Source organism: Rhodococcus sp. IEGM 1241 (assembly GCF_033142365.1).
Classification (GTDB): domain Bacteria; phylum Actinomycetota; class Actinomycetes; order Mycobacteriales; family Mycobacteriaceae; genus Rhodococcus_F; species Rhodococcus_F erythropolis.
Genome location: NZ_JAWLSE010000017.1, coordinates 12660 through 38485 on the forward strand (window position 1 = coordinate 12660; position 25826 = coordinate 38485).

A 25826-nucleotide genomic window follows, 5' to 3' on the forward strand; every position below is an offset into this window, starting at 1 on the left:
TCCGTGTCGTATGAGGGGAATCGAGATCGGAATTCGCCTGCCGCCGTGCAGTTCCGTGCGAAACATCGCAGAGGCTGCAGCGGAGGCAGAAGAACTTGGATTCGATCAAGTCTGGATCCCGGACTCTCAGCTGTTATGGCGAGATCCCTTCGTTACGTTGGCGGCATGCGCGGTGGGTACCACGAGCATCCAATTGGGAACTGCCGTCACCAATATCGTGACTAGGCATACAAGTGTTCTTGCTTCGGCAGCACGCACAGTGGCAGAGTTGGCGCCTGGACGTCTCACCCTTGGAGTAGGTACCGGGAATAGTTCGGTGCAGCCGGTCGGTCTACGTGCGAGTCGACAGTCTGAACTGCAGGAGGCCTTTTCGGCTCTTCGTGCGCTATTGGGTGGAGGGGAGTACGAGTTCAATGGTGTTCGAGGGAAGTTGCGAGATCCAGGGCCTGCGTTACCCATCTATCTGGCAGCCAGCGGCCCGAAGAACCTCCAGCTGGCCGGCCGCATCGCGGACGGTGCAATTCTGTTGAGCGGGGTTTCTCCCGAAACGCTCACGCGAAGTGCAGAGTTGGTGAAATCTGGAGCGGATTCGATAGGGCGGGCTGCAGATTCGGTGGTTCTTACGGTTTCAGCGTATTGTCATGTGACCGATGATCTGGCTCGCGACTCCCGCAGGCTCAAGCCAATTTGTGCCGGCATCGCACAGCACGGAGGATCGAGCGCACTGTCTATGGCCGGTATTGATGTGCATGTACCCTCTCGTATCGAGGGTTTGTATCCAGATGTTATTCACGCTGAGGATTGGGACCTCGCTGTCGACCTCTGCGGTGAGTGGATCTCAGATGAGGATGCGATCAAGTTCGCCCAAAGCTTCTGTCTGTTCGGCACTGCCGAAGAGATAGCTGCCGGTATTGAACGTGTTCAGGACGCTGGGGCATCCAAGATTCTGTTGCAGCATGTCGGCTCCTATGATCTGCCCTACGAATTGATGAACTCTTTCGCCGGAGCAGTCATGCCTCGCCTGTGACGTTGACCTACCCGAGGTCCGATGGCGCACATAAGTTGCGCACCATCGGACCTTCTTATCGAATAGCTTCGATTTCGTGGCTGTTCAGGCTCGTGTGCAGACCGAACTGACAAACTCGCGTACTTCGTGAGCAAAGTCCTCCGGTTTGTGGTCTACGGACGGAACGCCGGTTCCCTTGATTATCGAAATGCGTGAATCGATCAAATGCTCGGTGAGTTTCGGAACATCAGGCAGCGAGAATTCGTCGAGTTCGCCGCAGATGACCAGGGTAGGTGCAGTGACCAGCCCGATCCGGTCTTCCATTACGTAACTGTTGACAGCTTGATGTCCTTCCTCAACGCGATCGCCGATCTTAACTGCATCGACGAAGAGTCGATCCAGCAAGTCTGTGCGATCGGAAGGGTAGAAGGGCGCTCGCTTGCGCCAAAGCTTCGCGAAATGTGAACCGTCCGTTGATGTTGGCACTCCGTCGATAGTCGGGCGTGGCGCAATTCGCTCGCGGCGTGTTGCATCGACGTAGGGCACTCCCGAAAGCGTCAGGCTCAGTACGGCCTGCGGAGTGGAAGCGGCAACTTCCATTCCGATCACTCCTCCCGTGTGGTGTCCGACAATATGAAACTTCTCGATCCCGAGGCTATTTGCGAGCGCGAGAACACCGGCGGCGAACAGTTCAATTGTCCACGGTTCCGTCGGTACCGCCGATGATCCGAAACCCAAGGTATCCATGGCAATTGCTCGAAAGTTGTTATCCAGCAATGGAATGACATCGCGGTACTCGTCGCTGGAGCGTGGTGTCTGGTGGAGCAAGAATATGGGATCGCCGGTTCCTGATTCGACGTAATGAATTTGACCGAACGACGTATCGGCATAGTGCTTCCGCATGTGACTCCTTTGAATGTCAGACGGGCTGGGAATGTCATTGTTGGCCGAAACGACGATTGCACTTGTTTGAAGAGACGGAGTGCTTGACATCGGAAGAAGTCAAGCAATTTGAAAATTTGATTTTCGCAGAACTTTCGACGTTCGAAATTGCGTCTCCTATCGTGCCGTAGCCCTCCGTGTGATCAAACATATATTCTTCTGATGGCTACTGAAGAGGTTGCTGCACAGTCACTCCCGGTCAGACCGGGGGGCGTGGCGAGGTAATTTCATGCGGTTGAGCCCAAGGGGCGTCCCGTGAGGTGGCGGGGTGAGAGTAACCGTGCCAAGACTTCGGGAGGCAGAAGGTTCCTCTCGGCGACCAACTCCGCAATGCCGCGTCCTTGAGCCAGTGCCTCTTTGGCGATCGACGCGGCCGAGGCATAGCCGATCGCTGGATTGAGGGCCGTGACCAATCCGACGGAAGCAGCCACGATTTTTTCCAAATGATCCTTGTTCGCTGTAATCCCACGCACGCAGTGTCTATCGAGTGCGATGCATCCCGCAGTCAGATGGCTGGCGCTTTCGAACAGAGACTTGGCGATGATCGGCTCGAAAGCATTGAGTTGCAGTTGACCACCTTCTGCTGCCATGGTGATGGTGACGTCGTTGCCGACAACCTCGTAGGCAACCTGATTGACGACCTCGGGAATCACTGGGTTTACCTTGCCCGGCATGATGGATGAACCCGCTTGTCTAGGAGGAAGATTGATCTCACCAAATCCTGCTTGAGGTCCTGAGGACAATAGTCGAAGATCATTGCAGATCTTCGAGAGCTTGACTGCAATTCGCTTGAGCACGCCTGAGAGTTGCACAAAGACACCGACATCTTGTGTGGCTTCGATCAGGTCCTTTGCGCTGACCAAGGTCGAAGTTCCGGTGAGCCGGCGGAGTCCTTCCAACACAACCCGCCGATATTCGGGATGTGCGTTGAGAGCTGTGCCGATAGCAGTGCCGCCGAGGTTCAATTCATGCAACAGCAGACGAGCCTCGTCCAAGCGCTCTTCGTCTTCAGCCAAAGTGACTGCAATGGCCGCGAATTCCTGCCCCAGTGTCATCGGCACCGCATCCTGGAGTTGGGTACGACCGATCTTGACAATCTCCGCGAACTCCACGGCCTTTTCTGCGAAACCTTCACGTAGCGAGGTGATCGCCGCCCGCAGAATACTCATACTGTCGTCGAGTGCCAGCTTGATGGCCGTCGGATATACGTCGTTGGTGCTTTGACCGAGGTTCACATGATCGAGCGGGTGAACTGTGGAGTACTCACCCCGCGGCAAACCCAAGCTTTCGAGGGCAAGATTTGCGATGACCTCATTGGCATTCATATTCGTCGAGGTGCCGGCTCCCCCCTGGATGGTATCGACAACAAATTGGTCGTGAAACTCTCCCGAACGAATTCTCTCGCAGGCCGTGACTATCGCGTCAGCGACGTCGGGTTTCAGGAGCCCAAGCGCACAATTCGATTCGGCCGCTGCCTGTTTCACCAGCGCAAGGGATACGATCAGAGTGGGGAACGTCGAGATTGCTGTGCCGGTGATCTGAAAGTTCTCCATGGCGCGCGCCGTGTGCGAACCATAGTACGCATACCGAGGCATCGTGATAACGCCAAGGAAATCGTGTTCGAATCGGGTGTCATCTGTCATTGAATTCCTACTTCTATCGTGACCGACACAGACAGGATGGATACGTCTGTCGTGGTGACAAGGTCTGCCCGACAAAGGGGAGGGTCAGTCGACGCGAATGCCTTCGGTGAATTGTGTACGAACGTCGTCCATCAGGCCCGGTGACGACAGAAGCTGAACTGTCGTGAATGCCATTACGCGTGCGCCGTCGACTACCGCAGCATCGCCCGCCGGCCCGGCCGCAAGGGCGGCTGCCTCATGCGTGTGCATACCCAACCCGGGAACCAGTTCGATGTTGGGGTGAATCGACGGAATGATCTGGCTGACGTTTCCCATGTCAGTCGACCCTGGAAAGACCTCGGTGAGTGGAGGATCGGTTTTCCGGCCGACACGCGCGAAGTTCCTTTCGATCAGTTGTGCCAATACCGAGTTGGGTACGATCCCGGCGTAAGTGGGCGCTTGTTTGGTGATCGTGACGGTTGCTCCGCAGGCGAGCGCTGCACCATAAGCACAGTTTTCAATTCTTGGTTGAAGGTCCTCAACCAGCAGGCGAGTGTCTGGAGCGCGTACATATGCGCGGATGGTTGTGCGCTCAGGAATGATATTGGGGGCGTCGCCGCCTTCCCGGATCACCGCGTGGACACGCACGTCGGGAGGGAGTTGCTGGCGAAGTAGTCCGATGGCATTGAGCGTCAGAACTGCCGCATCCAGCGCGTTGATGCCTTCATGCGGGCTGACGGCAGCATGGGCGGCGCGCCCGGAGAATTCGAAGTCCAGAGCAACGCGTCCGAGAGTCCGCATGCTCGAGAGGTTCTCGCCCGAGGGATGCAGCATCATGGCTGCGTCGATACCTTCCAGGCATCCACTTTTGATTAGGTAGTTCTTACCTCCGCCACCCTCTTCGGCCGGACTGCCGACGATCAGGAGCCTGCCGACTGTGTCGTCGCAGAGGTTCATCCAACGCTTCACCGCAACTGCTGCACCGAGTCCCATGGCAGCGATGACGTTGTGGCCGCAGCCGTGGCCAATTTCTTCGAGTGCGTCGTACTCCAAGAATATGGCGATTGTGGGACCGGCTGTGGCCGAGCCGTATTCGGCGAGAAATGCTGTGGGTAGTCCACCTACACCGGACTCGACTCGAAATCCTTCGTGAGCTAGCGTGTCGGCAAGCAACGTAGATGCGAACTCTTCTTCGAACCGTAGCTCAGGCTTGGCATGGATTCGATGACTGATGTCGAGAAGTGTTGCGGTGTAATTGTCGACATGCGTCCGGATAGTGTCTTCAGTTCCTGCATCCAAGTCGGTCGAGATTTCTCTAGTCATAGTGTTTTGTCCTATCGGATGGCGGTGAGTAGGCCGGGGGCGATGAGGGCACAGAATGCCTCAAGGTTGTCATTCATCATGAAATGGCCGGCTTCGGGGACTGTAGCGACCTGACAGGTGGCGAGCAGTCCGTCGTCTGGTGTGTTGTTCGAATCGGCTCCGATCACGTACACCGGCGAAATGACCAGGGCGTCGAGTTGCGCTCGAAGCGCGGGATAACGTTCTGCTACAAGTGATGTAGCCGTACGGTGTAATGCGAGTGCCGACCATCTGGCGGTCGTTTGCGCGGATCCCGCAAATGGTATCTTGCGCTGTTCATCGCGACGCATCGATTCGAGAAGAGATTGGTACCCGCCTGTGACGAATTCACTTTCGTTCCAGGAGAGAATCTTTCCGGAAATAATGCCGAGTCCGGGTTCAAGATTCGGTTCGCACAACGTCAGGTGCGCAACGAGATCGGGACGTGTCGATGCGAGGATTATCGAAATGCTGCCGCCGAGACTGTGGCCGATCACGTGTGCCGACGACACGCCAGCGGCATCGAGGGTGGACGCTATCGAATCGGCGTGCGATTCAACTGTGTAGCTGAAGTCTTCGGGGTGATCACTCCATCCGCTCCCCAGTAGATCTATCATGATCGATCTGGCATCCCCGTCGATTAGAGGATGGGCCGCGACCTCCGCGAATGTCACGGAGCTAGCTGATCCGAGCCCACCGATGTAAACCCGAGTAGCCCGGGCTCCCCGGTTTCCGGTATCGAAATACGCCAGCCCACCTGAAATGCCCTCGGGAGTATGGATATGCACGATTCCTTCACTCTCTGCGGATCGAGCGCTGCGATGCGCGTTTTGCGGTTTGCAGCGAGACGAATGCGGCTGCTGAAGCTAGCGTCATCACTGCAGCCACGGCAACGCTGTCGTTGCCGAGAACGGCAACCAATGGCGCCGCCGCAGCTGCTGCCAGGAACTGTCCGAATCCGAGCAATGCAGCGGCACCTCCAGCGGATTCGCCATGACCGGTCATCGCGATGGCCGGCACGTTGGGATTGACAAGTCCGATAGCTGCGAGGATCGCTATTACAGGTATCTGAAACCCGAGGAATCCGCCGGTTTCGGTGATTGCCAACGCAAGTAAGACAATTCCGCCGAGCGTTGTCACACATAGCGCGCTCAGGCTGATCTGCCCGGGTGTCCAACGAGTGAGTAGTGCGATGTTTGCCTGGGAGCCGATCAACAGTGCCACCGCACCGGATCCGAATGCAAGGCCGTAGGCCAAACCGTCCAAGCCGAAATGGATTTGGACGATGAAGGATGACCCGGCGATGTAACTCCACTGCACAACGCGGATAAGTCCACCCGCAACTGTTAGGAGCATGAATGCTTGATCTCGAATCAATGTGGAATACGTGCGCATCACATTTCGGATTCCCGGCGGACGTCTGAGGTCTCGAGGGAGGGTTTCGGGCATTGCCCACACACCCAGGGCTAGTGCCACGATGCCGAACGCGGCAAGTGCGATGAACATCCCGCGCCAGGGGACTAATGTCATGAGGAAGCCGCCTGCGCTGGGCGCCAAGATCGGAGCAAGACCGATCACCAGCATCAGATGCGAAATCATCACGGCTGCAGGGTGTCCGCGGAAAAGGTCGCGAACTACGGCGAGAGCCACAACGCCGGTAGCTGCTGCGCCGAATCCTTGCAAGAGCCGTAGTATGCCCAGCATTGCCATCGTATTCGCGAAGAAGCACAGTGAGGACGCGCCGATATGAAGAATCGTCCCCGCTATGATCGGTGAACGACGGCCGTAGATATCGGAAAGCGGACCGATGACCAGTTGTCCGAAGGCCAGTCCCGCGAGAGTTCCGGCCAGCGTGAATTGCACCGCTGTCTCTGAGACACCGAACTCGTCGGTGATCGTGGGTAATGCCGGTAGATACAGCGCTACGGTAAACGGCCCGAGGGCGGTGAGCGCTCCGAGCACAAGTACGAATCGTATCCGCTGCCAGTGGCTCAGTTGTGTATCCGGGACTGAGTTGCCCGGGAGAAACACGCCGGCCTCGGTGGCGACAGGCATCGCGCCGGGTGAGCTGTCGACTCTCAGTGGGGACGTAGCGACTTCGACACTCTTTGCCTTCAAATACCAATCCTGACGCCCTCGACAAACGAGTCCTTGACGGCGTCCAGTACACCCGGAGTCGCGAACACCTGCGCAGCGGTCATTGCGAGGATCAAGGTTCCATCGAGGAGTGCCTTGTCGGCGTCCGGTCCGCCCGCAACCGACGTCGCTTCTCTGGTGTGCATACCCAATCCGGGTACGAACTCGATGCACGGATGGATCGACGGGATGATCTGGCTGACGTTCCCCATGTCAGTTGAACCTGGAAAGGCCTCGGCACGTTGCGGATTGGACGTACGTCCGACTCGCGTGAAGTTCGCTTCGACGATCGCACCCAGAACTGGATTGGGCTGCATCGCCGCATATGTCGGAGACTCCTGTTTGATGGAGACCGTAGCGCCGGTAGCGAGCGCGGCGCCCTTGGCACAGTTCTCGATGCGTGGTTGCAGATATCCGACGAGAAACTGTGAATCAGGCGCTCGGAAGCTCACGCGAACGACACTGCGCTCCGGGATGATATTGGGAGCTTCTCCGCCGTCGATGACAATCGCATGAACGCGAACATCGGAGGGTAGTTGTTGGCGAAGTAAACCGATTGCATTGAGGGTCAGAACAGCACTGTCGAGAGCATTGATTCCGCGTTCCGGAGATACCGCCGCATGTGCTGCGCGCCCGGTGAACTCGAAGTCGAGCGACACCCGGCCAAGCGTTGCCATTGACGCCAGGTTTTCTCCCTCGGGATGCATCATCATGGCGACGTCGATGTTGTCCAGTCGGCCGCTGTCGATCAGGTAGTTCTTGCCGCCACCGCCTTCTTCACCTGGACTGCCGACGACAACGAGTTTTCCGATGCGGAGGTTTTCCTCGTCCATCCATTGTTTCACGGTTAGTGCCGCGCCCAGTCCGATAGCGGCGATTACGTTGTGGCCGCAGGCGTGACCGATCTCTTCCAGTGCATCGTACTCCAAGAAAATGGCAACTGTAGGTCCGTCGTCGGCGGAACCGAAGCTCCCGAGGAATGCTGTGGGAAGGCCGGCGACACCGACTTCCGTCGTGAATCCTTCCCGATCCAAGACGTCGACGAGAAGGCTTGCTGCGTAGGTCTCTGTGAATCGAAGTTCGGGACGAGCGTGAATTTTGTGGCTGATTTCGAGCAGTTCAGTCGAATGGCGATCTGCGATCGATCGCAACGTAGCCTCGAGATTCGCGGGCAGTTCGTATGCGTTCGCGTTTGTATCGGAATTTGTCAATTCTTCTCCCTTTTCAACGCTTTGTGACCACACGATGTCCTGATCGGGTGGGGAGGGCAACCAATGTGGTCCAAAGAGCGGACCGCATTGGTTACCTCATGGATCGCTTGGCTAAGGCTTTGTTGTCGAGCACAATTCGGGAAGGGAAGGCTGGAGACATTGCGGTAACCGGGCCGACTTCTGATTGAATTGTGTCACTCCTACTGTCGGCTCGGCGTATCACCGCGAAGAAGTCGGACAATTCGCGCGCCGCGAAAACGAACCGTGTAGTTCGGTCCGGTCCCGGTTCACTCAGTGATCCGCGATGCTAGGCGCTTCTTCTGTCAACCACCAGACTTCCTTCTCAACACAAAATGTACGTCCAGTAAAGGGGTTCTGAACATGGGCGCTATCCAGGGTTCGACCGGAAGTGTCGGTACGCTCCTGCCCCCGACCTTCCCACGCGACGCCGCGAGTTCGTCTATTCGGGTACCCCCGATGCTGACTTTCCTTGTGAAGCGGCTGTTTCGCGGTGTGCTCGTTCTCTTCACTCTGTCCATCCTGGCATTCAGTGTCGTGCATCTGATTCCAGGCAATCCCGCTGAGACTCTGGCGGGTCCCTACAGCGACGCCGAGACGCGGGCACAGATCACCAAAGATCTGGGGCTTGACGGATCGTTGATCTCACAGTACTTCCGATGGATCACCAACTTCCTCCATGGCGATTTCGGCAATTCGTTCATCAACGGTCTTCCTGTGAAAGACCTGATCTCGGCGAGGATCCCCAACACGCTGCAACTAGCTGTCGGCGCAACTCTCGTTTCCGTACTGTGGGGCGTCACCTTCGGGCTCGTTGCAGCGATGAAGCGCGGCCGCCCGTTCGATTGGTTCACCCGCGGTGCAACATTTCTCGGAATGGCCACACCGGTCTTCGCTTTCGGCGTCGCATTGGTGTTGTTCGCTTCGATCCTGTTTCCGGCATGGCCGACACTCGGCTTTGTGCCCTTCAACGAAAATCCGTCCCAGAATCTCGCAAGTCTGGTGCTGCCTTCGTTGGCGATCGGACTTCCGCTTGGTTCTACTATCTGCAGGTTCATGCGGACGTCGATGCTAGATGTCTACGAACATGACTTCATGCGAACGGCTTTGGCTACGGGAAGCACCCGATGGCAGGCAACGATTCGACACGGAGCACGAAATGCTGCGGCGCCCGTTGTGACGATTGCCGGGCTTCAGATGGCCGGAATTATCGGAGAGTCCATCCTCGTGGAGAATGTGTTCGCGATTCCAGGAATCGGCCAATTGACCATCACCGCGATCACGCAGCATGACTACGCAGTGACGCAAGCCTGCATTCTTCTGCTCGGCCTCGTATATGTCGTCATGAACTTGATCGTCGACATTCTCTACCCGTTGATTGATCCGAAGGTTGGAGCGAGCAAATGACATTGATGAAGAATGGCGTTACGCAGCAGAAGGATTTGCTCACCACACGTGGATCGAAGCGAAATACAACCAGGCTTAGTCGACTCTGGTCGATCATACGAGCTCGACCAGGGCTCAGCATCGGTGTGTTCCTCCTGCTCCTCATGCTCTTGATGTCCGTCCTGGTTGGAGTACTCCGCCCCTACACTGCAACGGAGGTCAGCGGGATACCCTTTCTCGCACCTAATGCAGAGCATTGGCTCGGAACCGACGAACTCGGCCGAGACTACTTTGTTCGAGTGTGTGTAGCAGCACGCACTTCATTGTCGATATCCGTCGTCGCAGCCCTGTTGTCCATGCTCGTCGGCTCCACCATCGGCTTGGCTGCGGGCTTGAAGGGCGGGTTCCTCGATTCGGTGCTGATGGGTGCCGTCGATCTGTTGGTCTCGCTGCCCTCGATAGTGGTGGCGTTGGGTGCGGTTGCCGTATTTTCCCCTTCGACAACAACTTTGATCATCGTCCTGTCTATTGTCTCGGTTCCGCACTTTGCCCGCGTGATTCGGGCGCGGTGTATGGAGCTTCGTGAACGTGAGTTCGTGATGTCAGCACGGGTCTCGGGCGTATCGACGGTTCGAATTGCAATTCGCCACTTGATCCCGAATGTATTGACAGTGACCATGGTTCAGCTGTCGAACACAGCTGCCATCGTGATACTCATGGAGTCTGGCCTCAGTTACTTGGGACTGGGTGTGCAACCACCCACGCCGAGTTGGGGAAAGATGATCGCCGAATCTCAGAGCTATATGGTGGAGTCTCCCTGGCTGCCACTGGTTCCGTTCATTGCGCTACTGATCACCTCCTCTGCGTGGGGGCTCATCGGTGAGGGATTTGCCGCCAAGAAGCACGCCGCAGTGTGATCCCTCTTTGCCCTGGTCACTGACTTGCGACCGTCCATGTGTGAAGGCCGTCAGATGCCTTCTCGAAGAAAGGCTTTCCATGAAACGATCGAGCTGGCACTTGAAGCCGGCGATAGTGGCTTCCGCAGCAGTTCTGGCGCTGGTTTTGGCCGCTTGCTCCGGCGGTACCCCCTCCGTATCCAACTCCGGAGAGAATGCGGGTCCTCCCAAGCGTGGCGGGACGTTGCTTGTGGGTGAAGATACACAGCCTGCAAGTGGGTTGGATCCGATGATGGCGCAGGCCCTCGACTCTAAGCGCATGGTTTCCCAGTTCTACGAGGGATTGCTGTCCATGAACAGTGATTTCACCGAGGTACAGCCGGGTCTCGCGACCGAGTGGAAGCAGACTTCGGAGACAATCTACGAGTTCACACTCCGAAATGGAGCCAAATTTCACGATGGTGAGCTGGTCAAGCCTTCCGACGTGGTCTTCAGTTTGAATCGAGTGTCCGACCTTGCGCAGAACTCGCCCTATAAGAGGCTGTACAGCCTGAAATCGGTGACCGAAACGGGTCCGGAGACTGTGCAGATCGAACTGGCGAAACCTCAGGCGTCCTTGCTCAGCCTTCTGGCGCAGCCGTGGAGCGGTGGAATCGTCAGTGAGGCGTGGGTTACCAGTCATACAGCCGATCAGATGAAGACGATGGAGAATGGGACAGGACCGTTTGTATTGTCCGAGTTCCAGGAAGGCGCAGTGATCAAAACTGTGCGCTTCGAAGACTACTGGGATGAGCAGAAGCCGTATCTCGATGGCGTGGATTACCGATTGATTCCGGCTGAGGCGACTCGTGTCCAGGCATTGAGCTCAGGTTCCATCGACATGATGGAAGTACGCTCACCGGTGAATGCGGAAAGCCTGCGAAAAAAGGGCGTCACTGTCGGTCCGGAATACAACATCGGTGCGTACTGGCTCGGTATGGATACTTTGTCCGGCCCCCTATCGGACCCCAAAGTTCGGCAAGCAGTCAACCTTGGTATCGATCGTGATCAGTTGATTCAGGTGGCCGCGCAGGGCGTCGGAACTCTCAGCTACGCGATTGCTCCCGCCGACCCGTTCGGAACAGATCCGGGACAGGATGCACCCTTTTACAAGTACGATCCCGAAGCCGCAAAGAAGCTGCTCGCAGATGCAGGCAAGACAAGCGTATCGCTGAAGATGGTTGTTCGCTCGGACAACCCCAAGTCTGTGTCGACGGCCGAGTTGATCAAGCAACAGCTCAGCGGAATCGGCGTAGATCTCGAAATTCGAACAGTTCCGTTCAGCCAGATCGTCAGCAGCATCGGCAACGGAAATTGGGATGCGGACATGCTTCAGCTCAACAGTGCTCTGAATGCAGATCCTAGCCAGTATTTAGACCTGTGGTTCGCCAAGGGTGCAGCAGGGACGAAGGTCAACGATCCGGTTCTGTGGCAGATGATGGAAGACGCGGCACAGGTAACTACAGGCAACGAAGACCGCAAGAAGATGTACGACGACATCAGCATCTACATCGCTGAAAACTCCTACATGTTGGTACCCTACGCAGCGCCGATCTTCGTCGACTCCTGGTCCTCGAAGGTGAAAGGATTTGATGCTGACCTGTCCGGAACGCGTCTCTTCCTGAAGGATGCGTGGATCAATTGACCGAGATCGAAGTACGGTCCAGAAGTGTTGATGTGCAGCCATCGTCAGCTGATCCAGTTGTTCAGATCAAGGGCCTGTCGATTGCTTACGGAACCAACCAGGCAAGTGTGAGAGGCGTTGATCTGGTTGTACGGCCGGGAGAAATTGTCGGCTTGATCGGTGAGAGTGGGAGTGGAAAGAGCTCTGTGGCCATGGCGTGTCTTGGTCTCCTCGACCAATCTGCGGTCGTCAAAGCTGAGAGATTTTCGGTGTGCGGCACCGATATCGTGGCTGCTGGACCGAAAGATCTTGTCGCGCTTCGTGGCAACCATGCGGCAATGGTGTTTCAAGACGCAATGGGGGCGCTGGACCCGTGCATGCGAGTCGGCGCGCAGGTGGCGGAGGTTGTTCGGCGACACCGAGGGATCGGGAAGTCGGAATCGAAAGCCGCTGTACTGGAGCTTCTCGAAAGAGTGGGGATCCCAAATCCGGAATTGCGGGCCAAGCAGTACCCCCACCAACTGTCCGGTGGGCTGCGTCAGCGTGCCGCTGTGGCACTAGCCCTCGCCGGCGATCCGGTCCTCCTGCTGGCCGACGAGCCGACTACTGCTCTCGATGTGACTGTGCAGGCCGGAATTCTTGAGCTATTCCGCTCTGTGCGTGATGAATTCGGTGTTGCCATCCTGTTGATCTCGCATGATATCGGCGTAATCGCGCAGACAGCAGATCGAGTCGCCGTGATGCTGAATGGCGAGATAGTCGAACAAGGCTCGGTGACCGATGTGCTGTTGGAACCGAGAACGGAATATACGCAAGCACTTCTGCGTGCCGTACCGACCATCGAAAAGGTTCAGTACACGACAGGCGAAGCTGCGTCGCGCGGGACGACAGCCGATTCGGGACGCATAATATTCTCTGCCAAGAATATTCGACGAACCTACCGATCAGGCAAGGGTGTCGTTCACGCGTTGAAGGACATCACATTGGATGTCCATGCCGGAGAGGTCCTCGGTATCGTAGGTGAATCCGGTTCGGGAAAAAGCACTCTCGCCAAGCTGTTGATACAGCTGGAGAAGCCGAGCGCGGGATACTTGTCCTTTGAGGGTGCGGAATATGCCAGCATGTCGAGGCGGGAAATGGGCAAGTTCCGTCGAGCTGTGCAGATGGTGTTTCAGCATCCGGCCGGCTCTCTCAACCCTCGATTGAAAGTGAAAGACTCGGTTCGCGAACCGCTTCAGGCGGGGGGTGGAGGTTCGTCAGATTCTGAGCGAGTGAAGACAGTTCTCGAAGAAGTTGGACTCCCTCAGGACAGCGGGGATCGGTTGCCCTATCAGTTCTCCGGAGGCCAGAAGCAGCGGATCGCGATTGCGAGAGCGATCGCGGGTGCGCCGGAAGTTGTTCTCCTGGACGAGCCGACGTCCGCGCTGGATGTCACGGTGCAGGCGCAAGTGCTCGAACTCCTGGCGCGAATTCAACGCGATCGCGGCCTTACTTATGTCCTGATTTCGCACAATCTCGCAGTCGTTCGCGCAATCTGCGATCGTGTCGTCGTCATGCGTTCTGGAGAAATCGTGGAACTAGGAACTGCAGAGGAGGTATTCGACTCGCCCTCCCACGAGTACACGAAGGCGCTGATTGCTGCGATCCCCTCGACTGATCCGAGGCACCGAACGCTCGCATCAGTGGCGGACTTTGCACCGCCCGCCCCGGAAACTTCGGGTGCAGTAGCGGGTCTGTGAGAACTGCAGGGGCGTCGGATTGCCTGCGCCCCTGCAGAGTTCGTGCCCGGAGATTCTGTGATCGCTTGCATGTCGATATAGGGAGTGGTAATCATCGATACACAATGGCTGGATGCAACGGCTCAGGCGGAATTGGTTCGTTCGGGAGAGGTATCCTCTCGGGAGTTGATCGAGGACGCCATCGAACGGATAGAGCGACTTGATCCGGAACTGAATGCGCTCAACCATACTCGATTCGATTCGGCTCGAATTGAAGCGAATGGCGTAAACTCAGATGCGCAATTTGCCGGGGTCCCGACCCTGATCAAAGGGCTGACCGCAACGGCAGGTGATCCCCACGATCGCGGTACGGCGATCTTGAAAGAACTTGGGGTGACATCGTCGTCGGATGCCCTGATCGCCAAGAGGTTTCGTGACGCCGGGTTTATAGTCGTTGGACGGTCCGCGGCGCCGGAACTGGGTTTGGTTTCCACCACGGAGAGCAAAGCGCACGGTATCACGAGAAACCCGTGGCGACTGGATCTGACCTCTGGAGGTTCGTCGGGTGGGGCGTCGAGTGCGGTGGCCTCAGGAATGGTTCCAGCTGCTCATGGAGGTGACGGAGGTGGATCCCTGCGCATGCCGGCTGCGTTCTGTCACTTGGTAGGCCTGAAGCCGAGCCATGGATTGATCAGCGCCGGCCCTGGAACGCCCGACAGGTGGGGACACAGCGTCCCCGGCGTTCTTACACGTACGGTCCGCGATACAGCAGGAATCGTTGATGCAGTCTCTGGCGGTGAACCTGGCGATCGAGGACGGCCGGTCTTGCCGGCAGGCGAGCTGATGGGCGCTCTACATCGTGATCCAGGACGTCTCCGGATCGGATTCGTGACAGCACCACCGGATCAGATAGATGCGGTCGATCCGGCTGTGCGTACCGCTGTTGTCGATGCTGCGAGACTTTTGGAGAATTTGGGGCACGATGTGGTCGAAGCGCACCCGGATGCGCTGTTCGACCCGCATAACCTGAGAGCATTCTTCGACTCGCTCAGTGTGACGGTGGTGCAGGCCGTTGATGCGATTGGCGCCCAGGTGGGGCGTCAGGTGGAATACGACGAACTCGACGAGGTCACGAGATTCTGGGAGTCACGCGGCCGTGCAATGTCCGGATTGGATCTTGCCGATTCGCTGACTTGGATAGGTGGATTGCGTGCGCGCATGGGGCAGTGGTGGGCGAGCGGTTACGATCTGTTGTTGTGTCCAGTCTTTCCGACACCGCCGCCGACATTGAGTTGGCCATGGACGGAACCTGGAGGAATTCAGAAGTCGGTCGATGTTCTGACGTTCACCGCACCGTTCAATTCGACCGGCCAACCTGCAATCTCGATTCCGTTCGGGTTCACGGAAGACGATGCTCCCTTGGCTATTCAGCTCGTTGCAGGGTATGCCCGTGACGATCTCTTGATTTCCGTGGCGGCACAGCTCGAAATGGAGCGGCCTTGGGCTGGAGCTGTCCCCAAAATGGCTGTTCCAGCCGAGCCTCACATACGGTGAAGGATCAGGAGTAGATGGCAAGCGGACCACCCTCCGGAAGGTATGCGGGTGATCAATGCGCGCAAGCGAATGCCCATCCTCATCGAGGAAGTTGAGGCATTCTGTGTCGTCTGGAGAAAGGTCTGCCGACGCAAAACCTGAGAATGCGAAGTGCTGGTAGGCAGACATCGAGCCGACACGAAGTACTTTCCCGCCTGGCTCGCAGCGAAGGCGATCCTGTGGCCTCTCGCGGTCACGGCGTGACCGCGAGAGGCCAAACACGAGTGGAAGGTCAATGCAGTGAGCGGATACGACTCAGAAAGGCGACGTCCACAGTGCGGCGACAAACCACTACGCTGGCCCGAGCCGTGGCCGCGGTGACGACCCCCGCCCTCGGATGGACAACAGTTCCGCGAGATCCGTCAACTTCGAATCTCACTGTCCCGGAACACACCCGGTATCACGTGCGTGACCTGTGAGATTGGCAGACCAATTGCTTACCGGGATCCGATCGGAAGTGTGTGTTGAACTCATGGAGCCAACGAGTCCCGTGTAATCCTGGGATCCACCCGAGTGCGACCCTCGAACGATGTCGTCTCCTTGGACGCCCATACTATCCATGATCGTCGATGGGGTAACCCATACTGGTGCATCCCGATGGCTGTCTCTTGATCGGAACACGTTGAGGTGAGCTTCGCGTAGCGGTGGTTCGGTATCCGATCCAGAACCGGCATCGAACGGTGCGCTGCGTCGGACGTGGCCGCTTCGCGTCCCGCCTAGTAGAAGTGGCGTCGCATCTCGCAAATCTTCGCCAGATCTCGACACCGTATTGAATGCGAAGCCGTAAACAGCTGACTCCACACCATAATCTGAGGCCGTCGTATGTGCGGTCACGCAGACGATATATCCTCTATTGCACCTGCCGCAGCGCGGCTGCGCTGCGATCACAGACGGATCATCAGGGTCCATCCCATCTTCGAGATACGCTGCCCGGTCGTAGTCATCCATACCTGTGTTGGACGCGACGTATCCCAGGATGGTCCCCGGAGCCCAATTGAACGAGTGGAAATGGTGGCGGACCCACTGAGGGCAGAGAAGTCGCCGCCGCATCATATTGCTGTGCCAGGTCCAGAATGTCGGAGTGCGACGCAGTCGCCCCGCAAAACGTGTCGAACTACGTAGTTCGACTAAACGCCGTTTGATCGTCAGAGTCGTCTGTGGGACAGCGGACTCGATATCTGTGGCCGAATATTCGCGATTTCAATGTGGCTCACTAGCCGTGCGGTCATAGCGCTCGGCGATCCTTCCAGTCCTCGAGTGGCGCCAACCGGTGTCCTCGTCGTGACCCCCAATGGAAGAGTGCTGGTCTGGATTTGATCTGACGTGAACCGAGAACGGAGCGTCAGGATAGGCCGGAATTTGGAGGATGACATTCTCGAAGTGCAGCTAATCGGGGTAGTGGGGAATCTGCGCTACCGCGAACGCCACAGCGACTCGTGGCCATCTGTTAGATGATCAGGGTTCGCGTATCTGGATTCGTTGTGGAGGTCCTAAGGTCGAGCGGTGAGCATGCCGCGCATTCCAGGATTTATTGGTCAGCCGTCCACTTCAGGTTCCCTTGCCGACCTTTGGGGTCGTCCGCCCGGCGAGTTTCCCGACACGCTTTGGCCGGCCGGGAGACTTGCAGAGATCAAGCGTGATCGCGACGGGTGGGTCACGGTGTCGTCGCACAATTCCACTCCTGGCGAAAGCAGTGGGGTTGGGTGCGTGCTCGTCGTGGCGGAGCATGGAGAACGCGCTTTGGCCGGCACTTCGTGGATAGGTCGCGAGTTGGGTACCGCTTGGGGCGCACCGTCTGAGAGCTTCTTTGACGGGTTGAGTGACGTGGACGGAGAGGCGAATGTCGAGTTCTTTGCTCAGGTTCGTCATCCTAGTGGATCTGCAGTTGGGGTGGTTGAGGTTTCCCATCCTTTTGTTTGGTTCTGGGATGCCTTCCCCGTTCCCAATGGCTGGAATTATGTAAATGAAGCAGGTCACGACCAGGAATTGATTCGCTTCGAGCAGAGGGACCAGAGTTGGACCGTAAATGTGCGCGCCCTAGAGCTCCGTATGTATCTTGCCTCTACCGGGCGCTCGGCCGTCATCCAGGTGGATCACACCTTGATGATCAGTCATTCGGAGTTTGACCGCGTAGATGATTCATATGAGAACGGGTGGGGGCATTTCACCTTCTGTGCGCATTATATGCCCGCACTAGCCGAACATCCTGCGGTGTCAAATATTATGGGACAGTATCTGATAACTGGTCTCGCCACCTCAAAAACGCCTCGATTCTCTGGATTGAGGGAGGGTGAGGATCCTGTGAATTATATCTATAGCATTGACCCGGAAACGGGGCGCCAATTGACTCATACGTGCGATCCGGCTGAGCTTGGTAGTTATTTCGACAAGGATGACTCAAGGCTTCATTATCTGACTCCGATTTACTTCAGGCGAGCGGTACTTCAGCCCTATGTTGCTGAACCTTCCCGTTATCGAGTCTCTAACTCTCGACTTGAGTGCCTTGATATATGGGGCGTCGATATATCGTTCAACAGTGTTGGTTTAGTTGAGGTTTATCTCGGAGATATTGGAAAGAAAATACCGGACAGCGAATGGGGGCATTGGAGGAGTTATAATGTACCGCCCGAGGGGAAGATGGACGAGGGGCGTTTTCGTCGAGACTTTCTGAATCAGTGGGCTAGCTCGAGAGATGTATCTGGCGACCTCAGACGTGCTCGTGAATCCGTTGCTCAAGTATCCCAAGAGGTGCTTGGGCAGCCGCTGTGGCGACCTGTAACAGGTACTCTAAAAGGCGAATTAGGGTCACTGGTGGGGCCACTGACTGATGATCCTTCTGCGCTCAATGCATCGCTGTTGGTCCTAACTAAAGCTTTTGTTGACTCCATCGATCCCTCGCCACTTAAACCGTTCCGCATTGAGGGTGAGAAGAATGTGCAGTCACTCGCGTTGCTGAAACGGTATCTGGAATCGCTCGGAGACGAAGAAGACGCCTCCGAGATCTTCCGTCTTCTTCAGGCTTACCGGTCGCGGGGAGGAGTCGCTCACCTCGCTAATTCCGACTCCAAAAAGGCCGCGGCGAATCTGGGTATTGCTACATTGGCTAATCTACCCGCTTTTGAGTTCGTGGCGGAAAGGCTGACATCAGCTTTGACACGGATTGTGTCGCTGATCGAAGAGGGTAACCACACGAGTTCCGGTGGGGCGACCAAAGGTGATGGGACTTCGGTTGAAGCCAGATCTTGATTGAAGGGAAATTTATCGAATAGATCCCTCAGTTCTGCTATGAGAGCATCGCGGTCTTGCTCGATCGGGAACGACCAGTCGTCAGGGCCGGTTGAAGCGCAACGATTGATGGTGCCCGCCGATACATAGTCGGACCTATTATTGGCGGAAGGCACAGTGCTGGACCCCGCGATGATGTTCGCTCAGCCGCATCGATCTCGGCCCTCCTCGATCAGCTTGATCAGTTGCTCGGTCATCCCGCTTGCGCGATCACGCTGGTACAGAGTCGAAGTGCGCGCGCTCGACCGATATTCCTTCGAGCTGAGAGACTTCGTGATCGCGCTCCATGGAAATAGCGTACGCCGAATCGATCGAATCGCTCCGGGGCGTCAAAAGTCGTTGTGGGGCGCCGTAATAGCGCGGCCACGGTTGTCGCGTATCGAGTGAACCCACCAACGTGTCGTACCACCCGGATAGACTCCTTCTCGCGACGAGAGATCGCCGCGCAGTCCCTCAACCGAGGTCAGGGTGTCTAGCTCTGACCTGGTCCCGGTGTCGAGATGTCTGGTCTCTCACCGGATGTGCGCGGCGATCTCTCTGGTTGGCAAACTGCTACCGAGGTGGTCCGTCGAGGCTGCGGTTACCAAAGTCTGGTCAGGCAATCGCCTTGACTGTTTGGGAGCTGCCGGCGGCAGACCATTGCTTCGGTTCTGCGAATGATCCACTCGCGAAACCGGACCTTTTAGGACTTGTCCCTGGCGTTTTTCGTTCTTGCTCGCAAGGATCCCGTCACGGATTGCTTTCTTTCCCATGATGATCTGGTGTGCCCAAAGCGGTACTGAGGATGCGAGATGAAGTTCGTCAGATACTCGTTCACTGCCTCGACCCGTCGTTGCGGTACATCGAGAATCGCTGCGGCGTGGGCAGCGTCGTACTGCAGGTTCTCATCGACGGAGAAGAGGATGCGTGCGTTCTTCATGTACTTGTCAGCCAACATCGTGTCGAGAACTTCGAGTAAGAGATCTGCATTCTGCCGGTAGCGACGCCGTCCTCAATTGTGGCGGGGTTTGAGCCAGCGATCAGCAAGCGTTCAGGCTCGTCGATATCCTTGTACTTGGACCGAGATGGCAATGCGGGCATCACGTAACTGGCAGAGAAGCCGGTGATCACTTCCAGTTCATCATCGGTAGGGCCGCGGCCGGGGTCCCGAACGAATTCATCAGTCCGATATGCCAGCGCCACCTCGCCTGGATCGCAGCCGTGTCAGCTCGGTGCAGAGTGCTGTACTTTGCGATGAGCCGGTTCATCGCTTTGCTGATCGCCAACGTTGAGTAGTTGGCGAAACGGACTCCCGGATGGTCCTCTGTTCCAGGGGCATTGAACGAGTTCGTCACCCTGAGTGCAGCGATGACACCTGCATTGAGCAGATCACGGCGATCCCGGCCGACCGAAGATCTGTTCCGATGTTGCGGTGGTAGACCGTGCTGGCAATCTTGTTGATGTGAGGAAGGTAGGCGCGGACAAGTTCGGTCGCAGCGTGATCGCCGTCTTCTATGATCTCAATTCTGGCCCCACAGGTTCTCGATCTTCCGCCGGGACCAGATCACGGATCCTTCGCCGGGCAACGACGCAGTCAGAGAGTTTCAACTCCTCGTCGTATGCCAGCATGACTTTTCGCCTTTGATCCCGAGGATCTGGCAAGCAGTGGCTCTGTCGAGCAGTCCAGCTTCCAGCGCATTCAGCGGGGTTCGCCCCTGAAGTAGATCGTCCGTGCCTCATACAACTAACCCACCATTCAAGCGCTCGCCATTGCGCTTCGCGCATATTGAGACCAGCTCCTAGGTGGGAGTTCACGAATCCCACAATTGGGTTGATTGTTCCGGTCGTCCGGTCGAATTTAAACTCTGGGAGTGGACAGAAGCGGGTGAAACGTCACTGATGGCAGTTTCAACACCTGGAATCGAGACGTCGACCGTCGACCGATTGCTGGACGAGATGGGACCCCTTTGCGGATGCCAGCTTCATCAGACCGGGGTCATTGTTTTTGGTCCAGGTCACCGGAGTGCTCACGAGCAGGGTTGAGTAATACTTCCGCAGAATTGCGTCGGTCGTGTTCGGATCTGGCTGGGCGCAGGCCATTGTGTGAGTATGCGCACTCCGCATCATCGACGCAGATTTACCGGGCACTGAATGAAAGTCAGAAGCTGTCATCGGCACTGAACCGAAACGGATATGCGAGGATAGCGAAGCGATCCGCCCGTGATTACGGACGGATCAGGAGGTAGGAATATCTGTATGTTGTTCGTTGCGTCTGGTCAGGGTCAGGAGCCCACCTGTAAGGCCGTGGCAGACGTTTTTGATGGCGTTCCATGATTCACGAACCATGTCGGCTCCCTTCGTCGATTCCTTTTGGCTGGACGGTGAACGGGTTACGGATCCGCATACATATGTCTCCAGCGCAGGGAACAGAACTAAGACTACAAAAACGCTGCACGCTGTCACGACCTGTAGCACCGACTCGAACGGCGCACCAGACCCGTACCACACGCAACGAACTCGGAGTAGAGATTCCTCTGATGAGGGATTAAATCTTCAAGTTGGTTACCCCGAGCGTGCAGCTTCGAGGCGATTCCAATTTCTCATGTTTACGGTTCTTTGTCAAGATTGGCAGACAGCGACCGCTGAGATGTGCCGCTGGATTGGTTTTGATCGTTCTCGCCCCGGGATAGGTTGCTTTTGGATCCGGACCTGCGCTCTTATCGAATGTTTAGGAACGAAGCGGAATTTCATATACGAATGGGGTCTAGGTGTGCGAAGAGCACAAGCAATGCTTTCCTCGTGCCCCGAGTTTGAAGTTGTTTTACGGTCAGCTTTCGCCAGGATCTGCTCGGCGGTTTTCGTCCACACGAAAGGCTGCGCCCGCGGATTCCAACCGTTGATGAAGTCCCGAATCTTGCTCGTCAGTTCGCGGACACTGCGGAAAGGTCCGCGGTGGATCGCTTGACGCTCGATGATTCCGAACCACACTTCGACGAGGTTCATCCACGATGCGGATGTCAGGGTGAAATGGACATGGATCCGCCCCAGAAATACAGGTCGCGTGGTCGTAGCGACAGGGTATACGATGACAGGCCCGCAGTAGCCGCACTTCCCGCATATCCCGCGTATACTGGTCACAGGATCAGGAGGCGAGTTCTATGACGACACGACCGCAGGTGATGTCGAGCGATGTGGAGGCGCAGGTCTCGAAGTCCATCGACAATTTGGCTGCCGAGTTCGAAGCACTACTCGGCAAGGACGCCCCGGTGCTGCGCGCGATTCAGCATTTGGCGGCCAGTATCCCGTCCTCAGGCGCCGCCGTGGCCGACGCTGCCGGCGGTGATGATGGCTGGGGGCCGGCTATTTCCGCTGAGGAGGCTGCGGAGCTCGAGCAGGCCAATCTTCAGCTGCAGGTCGAGCAGCGTCGGGAACAGGTGAATGTCTCGTTCTCGCGCGCGCAGGCTGCCGACGTGCTGGGCATCTCGCCGCAGACTGTGTCGGAGTGGATTGCCCAGCATCGGCTCGTCGGGCTGAAGGACGGGCGTGAGTGGCGGTTCCCGGCGTGGCAGTTCACTCCGGACAACGCGGAGCCGGTGCTTCCTGGGCTGGGTCGGCTCGTTGACGCGTTCCCCGGTGGGGTGGTGAGCTTGTCGCGGTGGATGAGCCGGCCGAACGATAACTTCGACGGCCGGACACCCGCGCAGGAGATGGTCCGCGACAGCGGCCACGTGTTCGCGATCGTCGAGACGCTGGCAGCCGCCTGATGGCCAAGCCTCTCGAGGGGCCTGGTCGGCCGCTACCCGCCGCGGATCACCGGTGGGCGTGGACGCCCGCCGATGGTGCGGCGGCGCCGTGGTATCGGATCTACCACCGCGATCGGTTCGCTCCGGATGGGGCGACGTTCCGCCGGTTCGGGCCGCTCGCCCGGTTCGATCACCACACTCCGCCCTTCGCTGCGCCGACGATGGATCCGGATGGGCGCGCGGTGATCTACCTTGCGGTGGACCTCGCGACGTCGGCGTGTGAGGTGTTTGGTGAGGCCGGGGTCGCGCCGCTGTGCTCGAACTGGCGAGTCGCCCGCCTGCGCCCGCTGCGGGAGATCACCACCTACGACCTTGACCGACCGGGGGCGGCAATGGCGATCGGTGCGTTGCCCGCGCTCGCTTCCGGTAACGAGAACCGTGACCTCACCCAGAAGTGGGCCCGCGCGATCTGCGAGGACCAGCCTGCCGCGGGCAAGGTGGAGGGAATTCACTACCGGTCCGCCTACCGTGGTGGCCGCGCACTGGCGCTGTGGGACTGCCTGGGCGAGGTCGAGGTAGCGACCGATAAGCGGGGGATTTCGTTGGATCTTCCGCTCGATCATGGCCGGGGCCGCAGGCTGCTCCTGAAAGCACTTGCGGGGACGGGTATTCCCGTCACTCCGGTCCCGGACGCGGACTGTGTGAAGTGTCTGGCCGCGGCGTAGAAGGATGTATCACTAGACTTGAATCAACATGGGTTGCGTCGTCGCTGACGAATTTTCATCCCTGGTTTTCCGACCCCCGGGCGTCGAGTGGGTGAGTGTAGATCGGTAGATGTGCAGGAGTCGGCCCGCAACAATCGCGGCAGGTACTTAGTCGTGAAAGTGCGCAGCAAGATTACACGGACACAGATATCGTCTGGTCTGCGCAGTCGCTTGCCGTGTTGTCGATTTCCGCTCACCATCGTCGCCTGTGACGTGTTCGGTGACTCTTCACGTGGAGTTCGCAGGGCACATCATCGCCAGGGATCGGAGCTTGTTGACTGGCTTGGAAATTCGGGTCGCCGTGGGGGCTCGGTGGGCGGAACATCGACATCTGGTGGCCGATGCTGGAGGTGCGCCGGTAACGGTCAGGGGGCGGAGGGGCGATATCCCCGTTATGACACGAGTGCGGGTACTAATTGTCGTCGCCGCGGTGGGCCTGGCGTTGTTCCTCGGCGGCGGGGTCGCATCGGCCTCGCCTGGTGGGCCGGACCCGTACTGGTGGATGGGCCCTCAGATCCGGCCTTGGCTCGAGCCGATTTTCAGCGGCCTTGCTAATTGGTTCTTCAATCTGCCGCTGGTGCCCTATCTGTCGTAGCCGCTGCACCGCGGGCGCAATTCACTCTGCGAATCGTTGGAGCGGAGAAGAGGCCCTGTGAAGTGGCAGATGTTTCCGTTGTCGACTGGCCGCATCCAAAGTCACTGCCGGTGGACGAGCGATTGTCGTCGGGGCAAGAACCTGCCGCACCATGTAACGGTGTCTCCGTCTTGGTTGAAGAAACGTTGAAGAAACAAGGGCGCCGCGCAGGAGGTCTCTGAGCCTTTGAACGAAGGAGCATCGATGGCGTTGTCACACAACCTGATCCAGACAGAGCGTCTGCGACCCGGGGTAGTGGTCTTCTCTTTCGGTCGGGATTTCCAGGGAAGTCAGGGTATCGAGTCCTTCGCTCACGCCTACGGGCTACCCATTCCTCCGCCCACATTCATCGCCGTCGCACCGCGCGAGGAGTACCACGAGCAGTACATCATCCACAGTGCTCCCGAAGACTGGCGACCAGGACGTGAGCGGTTTCCTCTCGGTCGGTCTGCGCTGACGATCTGGACATCACATTCCCCTTCTTTTCCCGGAGCGCTCACGAAATCTCAGACCACTGCATACGCGCCAGAGAAACTGTTGGCAACGATCCCTGAAATACCAGGGCCACAAGAGATCCCCGCACTGCCGCTCGAATGGTTGCACGCTCTGGCTGACAAAGATCTCCGGGCTAAGGATGACGCGGTGTCGCCGCAGCCCCTCCGACATTCATCTGCCGCGCAACGATCTCGCGTTGTTGCGGGTGTGGCCGCGTTAGTAGCGCTCATTGTGGGGTTTGTGCTGTGGCAAGGCGGCGCGTTCGACAAGGACGATGCGACCGCAGTGCAGCACGGGCCGTCAGCGTCCATGACCGGCCAGATCCCGAGCGATTATTCGACATACGAGTCGACCGACAGTTCATCGATGCGGGAGCTGAAGGCTGTCGGTATCACCGAAAGCCTTGTTCAACAGCTACAGACGACAGCATCCGCAACTAACTATGGTCTACGACGCAATGTTCCTCTCGAACGCGAAGCTCTCGAGGAATTGGCCTATGTCATGGTCTGGGCCTGTGTCGATATTGCCGACGGAACCATGACGTGGCAGGAATCTATCGAAGCCGACATGAGCACGGGAGCGAATCGTCGCGATGCAGAAACGATGAATCGTTTCCTGCGCACTTCTTATTGCCCTTCAATCGATTACGCTGCGGTACCGAACTAGCAGATCAAGTAGCCAGCGAGGCACGTCATGAGATCCGTTGCTCGTGGGCGAGGTAAGTCGTGAGAGCCGCGGCGACTTCGCGTTCGACGTGCTCAGGGCTAAAGGTTTGCCATTGGTCCCATCGAACACCGAGCTCGTCCGCGAACTTCTTGAGGGTGCGCTCGCGGCTGCTGCCGTCCCACCCTGTTGCGTGGTCTAAGTGATCGACCGTCGGTGCGGGCCTCGAATGGGCTGGCGGACCCGCGATGACCGCTGCCGGATCGGCGAGACGGCGTTGGGTCAGGCTGACCGCGTTGCTTCCGGTCGGCGTGACGAGCAACGAGATGGCGACCTGAATCAGACCTACACGCACCAACCTCCGATGACGAGTGCCGGCGGGCTTCGACCGCACCGACGGTCAGCGCGGCTTTGATGCCGGCGATCACGTCTGTCGCATTCATCGTTCGGCAGTAGGAGCAGAACGTCGATGAGTTGGCGTGTTCCGCCGGCGTCACCGTCGGTTTTGCGGGTAGCGCCCCAGAACGCGTCATGAGCGGGGGCGAATGTTCCGTTCCTGCGGGCTGCGGCTAAGGCAGTCGCCCGGGCAGGGCGCCGGGTTTGGTGCATAGTACTTCCAGGTAGTGGTCGAGATCGAGGCTCTGACCGCCCCGGGTGATGACCCGTTGATGGCGAGCGATGACCGCCCGTCCGTCGAAGACCACCAATGCCCGTAACAAGACCCGCACGTG

At 57.7% G+C, this 25826-nt stretch carries 18 protein-coding genes and 1 pseudogene; 12 read left to right on the plus strand and 7 right to left on the minus strand.

Going from position 1 to position 25826, the window contains the following annotated elements; translation table 11 throughout:
• Positions 1-10: 10 nt before the first annotated feature.
• A complete protein-coding gene (locus R4P70_RS30690) occupies positions 11-1027 on the plus strand; it encodes an LLM class flavin-dependent oxidoreductase (protein WP_317833468.1) in 1017 nt (338 codons plus the stop codon).
• An 84-nt stretch (positions 1028-1111) separates the two neighbouring features.
• Here R4P70_RS30690 and R4P70_RS30695 read toward each other — a convergent pair whose 3' ends face one another.
• The 6 genes from R4P70_RS30695 to R4P70_RS30720 all read right to left on the minus strand — a co-directional run bounded on the left by R4P70_RS30695 (position 1112) and on the right by R4P70_RS30720 (position 8258).
• Positions 1112-1999, minus strand: a complete 888-nt coding sequence (locus R4P70_RS30695) for an alpha/beta hydrolase (protein WP_317833470.1) — start codon at positions 1997-1999, stop codon at positions 1112-1114.
• A gap of 176 nt (positions 2000-2175) precedes the next feature.
• Positions 2176-3591 (minus strand): aspartate ammonia-lyase, encoded by a 1416-nt coding sequence (locus tag R4P70_RS30700; protein WP_317833507.1) that lies wholly within the window; start codon positions 3589-3591, stop codon positions 2176-2178.
• An 84-nt stretch (positions 3592-3675) separates the two neighbouring features.
• The gene (locus R4P70_RS30705) at positions 3676-4893 is read right to left on the minus strand and encodes a M20 family metallopeptidase (protein WP_317833472.1); all 1218 of its coding nucleotides are present in this window, start codon (positions 4891-4893) and stop codon (positions 3676-3678) included.
• Between the two features lie 11 nt (positions 4894-4904).
• Positions 4905-5699, minus strand: coding sequence for an alpha/beta hydrolase (locus R4P70_RS30710; RefSeq protein ID WP_317833474.1), 795 nt, complete (start codon positions 5697-5699; stop codon positions 4905-4907).
• Between the two features lie 7 nt (positions 5700-5706).
• Entirely contained in the window at positions 5707-7029 is a 1323-nt protein-coding gene (locus R4P70_RS30715; RefSeq protein ID WP_317833476.1) for a multidrug effflux MFS transporter, read from the minus strand.
• The gene (locus R4P70_RS30720; RefSeq protein WP_317833479.1) at positions 7026-8258 is read right to left on the minus strand and encodes a M20 family metallopeptidase; all 1233 of its coding nucleotides are present in this window, start codon (positions 8256-8258) and stop codon (positions 7026-7028) included. Before R4P70_RS30720 ends, R4P70_RS30715 begins: the two co-directional genes overlap by 4 nt.
• 381 nt (positions 8259-8639) lie before the next feature.
• Between R4P70_RS30720 and R4P70_RS30725 the strand changes: the two genes are divergently transcribed.
• The 11 genes from R4P70_RS30725 to R4P70_RS30780 all read left to right on the plus strand — a co-directional run bounded on the left by R4P70_RS30725 (position 8640) and on the right by R4P70_RS30780 (position 25098).
• Complete coding sequence (locus R4P70_RS30725) at positions 8640-9683, plus strand: ABC transporter permease (RefSeq protein WP_138874027.1); 1044 nt, start codon at positions 8640-8642, stop codon at positions 9681-9683.
• Positions 9684-9961: 278 nt separating this feature from the next.
• Positions 9962-10579, plus strand: a complete 618-nt coding sequence (locus R4P70_RS30730; RefSeq protein WP_317833483.1) for an ABC transporter permease — start codon at positions 9962-9964, stop codon at positions 10577-10579.
• 79 nt (positions 10580-10658) lie between these two features.
• Positions 10659-12242 (plus strand): ABC transporter substrate-binding protein, encoded by a 1584-nt coding sequence (locus R4P70_RS30735; protein ID WP_317833485.1) that lies wholly within the window; start codon positions 10659-10661, stop codon positions 12240-12242.
• Between the two features lie 32 nt (positions 12243-12274).
• Positions 12275-13960, plus strand: a complete 1686-nt coding sequence (locus R4P70_RS30740; protein WP_317833487.1) for an ABC transporter ATP-binding protein — start codon at positions 12275-12277, stop codon at positions 13958-13960.
• An 84-nt stretch (positions 13961-14044) separates the two neighbouring features.
• On the plus strand, positions 14045-15493 hold the full coding sequence (locus R4P70_RS30745; RefSeq protein ID WP_317833489.1) for an amidase: 1449 nt from the start codon (positions 14045-14047) through the stop codon (positions 15491-15493).
• A gap of 1542 nt (positions 15494-17035) precedes the next feature.
• Positions 17036-18778, plus strand: a complete 1743-nt coding sequence (locus R4P70_RS30750; protein ID WP_317833491.1) for a hypothetical protein — start codon at positions 17036-17038, stop codon at positions 18776-18778.
• 823 nt (positions 18779-19601) lie between these two features.
• Positions 19602-19775 carry a hypothetical protein gene (locus R4P70_RS30755; RefSeq protein ID WP_317833493.1) on the plus strand — a complete coding sequence of 58 codons (174 nt, stop codon included), beginning with the start codon at positions 19602-19604 and terminating at the stop codon, positions 19773-19775.
• A gap of 2179 nt (positions 19776-21954) precedes the next feature.
• Entirely contained in the window at positions 21955-22560 is a 606-nt protein-coding gene (locus tag R4P70_RS30765; protein ID WP_317833495.1) for a helix-turn-helix domain-containing protein, read from the plus strand.
• Positions 22560-23264, plus strand: a complete 705-nt coding sequence (locus R4P70_RS30770) for an RES family NAD+ phosphorylase (protein WP_317833497.1) — start codon at positions 22560-22562, stop codon at positions 23262-23264. Before R4P70_RS30765 ends, R4P70_RS30770 begins: the two co-directional genes overlap by 1 nt.
• Before the next feature lie 433 nt (positions 23265-23697).
• Positions 23698-23898, plus strand: coding sequence for a hypothetical protein (locus R4P70_RS30775; protein ID WP_317833499.1), 201 nt, complete (start codon positions 23698-23700; stop codon positions 23896-23898).
• 243 nt (positions 23899-24141) lie between these two features.
• Positions 24142-25098 carry a hypothetical protein gene (locus R4P70_RS30780; protein WP_317833501.1) on the plus strand — a complete coding sequence of 319 codons (957 nt, stop codon included), beginning with the start codon at positions 24142-24144 and terminating at the stop codon, positions 25096-25098.
• Positions 25099-25291: 193 nt separating this feature from the next.
• Here the strand turns inward: R4P70_RS30780 and R4P70_RS30785 are convergent.
• Positions 25292-25826, minus strand: a pseudogene (locus R4P70_RS30785) (IS21 family transposase); the annotation flags it as partial.

Excerpts from the sequence above, each read along its gene's own strand:
- R4P70_RS30780 (WP_317833501.1), top strand. The coding sequence starts at position 24,142 with ATGGCGTTGTCACACAACCTGATCCAGACAGAGCGTCTGCGACCCGGG.
- R4P70_RS30690 (WP_317833468.1), top strand. The coding sequence starts at position 11 with ATGAGGGGAATCGAGATCGGAATTCGCCTGCCGCCGTGCAGTTCCGTG.
- R4P70_RS30695 (WP_317833470.1), bottom strand. The coding sequence starts at position 1,999 with ATGTCAAGCACTCCGTCTCTTCAAACAAGTGCAATCGTCGTTTCGGCC.
- R4P70_RS30725 (WP_138874027.1), top strand. The coding sequence starts at position 8,640 with ATGGGCGCTATCCAGGGTTCGACCGGAAGTGTCGGTACGCTCCTGCCC.
- R4P70_RS30705 (WP_317833472.1), bottom strand. The coding sequence starts at position 4,893 with ATGACTAGAGAAATCTCGACCGACTTGGATGCAGGAACTGAAGACACT.
- R4P70_RS30765 (WP_317833495.1), top strand. The coding sequence starts at position 21,955 with ATGACGACACGACCGCAGGTGATGTCGAGCGATGTGGAGGCGCAGGTC.
- R4P70_RS30755 (WP_317833493.1), top strand. The coding sequence starts at position 19,602 with ATGCGAGATGAAGTTCGTCAGATACTCGTTCACTGCCTCGACCCGTCG.
- R4P70_RS30735 (WP_317833485.1), top strand. The coding sequence starts at position 10,659 with ATGAAACGATCGAGCTGGCACTTGAAGCCGGCGATAGTGGCTTCCGCA.
- R4P70_RS30700 (WP_317833507.1), bottom strand. The coding sequence starts at position 3,591 with ATGACAGATGACACCCGATTCGAACACGATTTCCTTGGCGTTATCACG.
- R4P70_RS30775 (WP_317833499.1), top strand. The coding sequence starts at position 23,698 with ATGACACGAGTGCGGGTACTAATTGTCGTCGCCGCGGTGGGCCTGGCG.
- R4P70_RS30770 (WP_317833497.1), top strand. The coding sequence starts at position 22,560 with ATGGCCAAGCCTCTCGAGGGGCCTGGTCGGCCGCTACCCGCCGCGGAT.